Here is a 1,714-nt window from a genome sequence, read left to right as displayed (position 1 = left end):
GTCGGCGCCGTGCCGATGCCCTTTCTTGTACGTGCCCACCGGCATCTCCGACATGTGCGCGTGCATCGTCCCGTCCGCGAGGACGAACATGATGTTGCTCCCGCCGGCGCCGCGCTCCTTCCACGTCTTGAGCTCGAGCGTCCGCAGGTCGGGAACGAAGTTCGTCTCCCACATGTGGCGCCCCGGTCGCATCGGTATGAGCGTGCCCTCGCCCTGGTAGTGGCTCGGGTCGCCGAGCCGTTCCGGAAAGTCGTGGCGGTTGCGCCAGATGAACTCGTCGTTGCGGAAGACGTTCATCACCAGCGGCAGGTTCGTGGTCGACACGAATCTCGCCGCATCGCGGCCGCTCCCGTTGAAATGCTGGTACCGCGTGTTGAGCGGCAGGGCGAAGAGGCTTCCGGTGTGCCACTCGAACGAGCGCGTGGCCTGCCCGGGAAACTCGACCGTGGTGCTGCCGCGCCCGTCGAGCACGTAGACGACCTCTTCGAAGAGATGCCGCTGCGGTGCGGTGTGCTTTCCCGGTGCGATCTCGCAGACGTACATGTTGAGGAAGTCGCCCCGGCCGAGGGCGTGCGCGTACGCGCCGCGCGCATCCATGCGCGCCCACGGGCGGAGCTCGAGCCCGCGCAGATCGAAGCCGAAGTCCTCGTATACCGGGACGCCCTCGTCGCGCACCCAGGCCAGGTACGGGTCGACGAGGAACGGCGCGCCGGCGCCGGGCTCGGTCATTGGTGGAATGGTATTACCATTCGCCCGACCGTTCCGAGTGTGTGGGAGGTGCTTCATGCGCCGCGCTCTCGCCCTTTCGATCGCGACAGTCGTGCTCGCTGCGGCATGCGGTGGAAGTGCCGTCGCTCCCTCGCCGTCACCGACGGTCGCGGCGTCGGTCGCCGCCACCGCGACACCGAAACCGTCCCCGTTCAAGCTCGTCGTCTCGTACAGCAACATCATCGGTGACGAGCTGCCGCTGTGGTCCACGAAGGAAGGCGGCCTCTTCGAGCAGAACGCGCTCGACATCGGCGATCTGCAGAACATCGCGAGCGCGCAGGGCGTACCCGCGGTCATCTCGAACAACGTCCAGGTCGCGCAGGTCGGTGGCTCCGAGGTCCTCTCGGCGAACGCCGAGGGCGCCGATCTCGTCGTCGTCGCGCAGCTCGCCGGTGTCTACCCGTTCGTTCTCGAGGTCGCCGCGAAGATCACGTCGATCGCGGACCTGAAAGGCAAGAAGGTCGGCGTGTCGTCGGTCGGATCGTCGTCCGACATCGCAACGCGAGCAGCGCTCAAGAAGATGGGGCTCGACCCGGAAAAGGACGTGACGATCGTCGCGGTCGGCTCCGCGGCGCAGCGCACCGCCGCGATGCTGTCCGGCGCGATCGACGCGGGCGTCTCGCAGCCGCCCGACTCGCTCGCTGTGGAGAAGGCCGGCTTCCACGTGCTCTACGACCTCGCCGGGCAGAAACTGCCGTCGGCGAACACATCGGTGGTCGTGACGCGAGCTTTCATGACCGCGAACAAGGCCGTCGTCCAACGCTACGTCGACTCCCTCGTGATGGGCATCAAGAAGATGAAGGCTGAGCGCCAGTTCGGGATCGACACGCTGAAGAAGTACTTCAAGTCGACGGACGACGTCGCGATGGCCGCGACGTACGACTTCTACGCGCAGCTCGTCACGGCAACGCAGCCGTTCCCCAAGCCGGAGATGTTCGCCGACGCG

At 66.6% G+C, this 1,714-nt stretch carries 2 protein-coding genes; one reads left to right on the top strand and one right to left on the bottom strand.

Annotation, left to right across the window (positions count from 1 at the left end; all coding sequences use genetic code 11):
• Window positions 1-729, bottom strand: a 729-nt coding sequence (locus VI056_08950) for a hypothetical protein (GenBank protein ID HEY6203159.1), incomplete at its 3' end; no start/stop codon positions are given.
• Between the two features lie 55 nt (window positions 730-784).
• Here VI056_08950 and VI056_08945 point away from each other — a divergent pair.
• A partial coding sequence (locus VI056_08945) for an ABC transporter substrate-binding protein (GenBank protein ID HEY6203158.1) occupies window positions 785-1,714 on the top strand: 930 nt, incomplete at its 3' end.

It is taken from the genome of Candidatus Limnocylindria bacterium, assembly GCA_036523395.1.
GTDB lineage: Bacteria > Chloroflexota > Limnocylindria > P2-11E > P2-11E > CF-39.
Note: the sequence above shows the minus strand (reverse complement) of the source record. Positions and strands in the feature narration are given on the sequence as shown.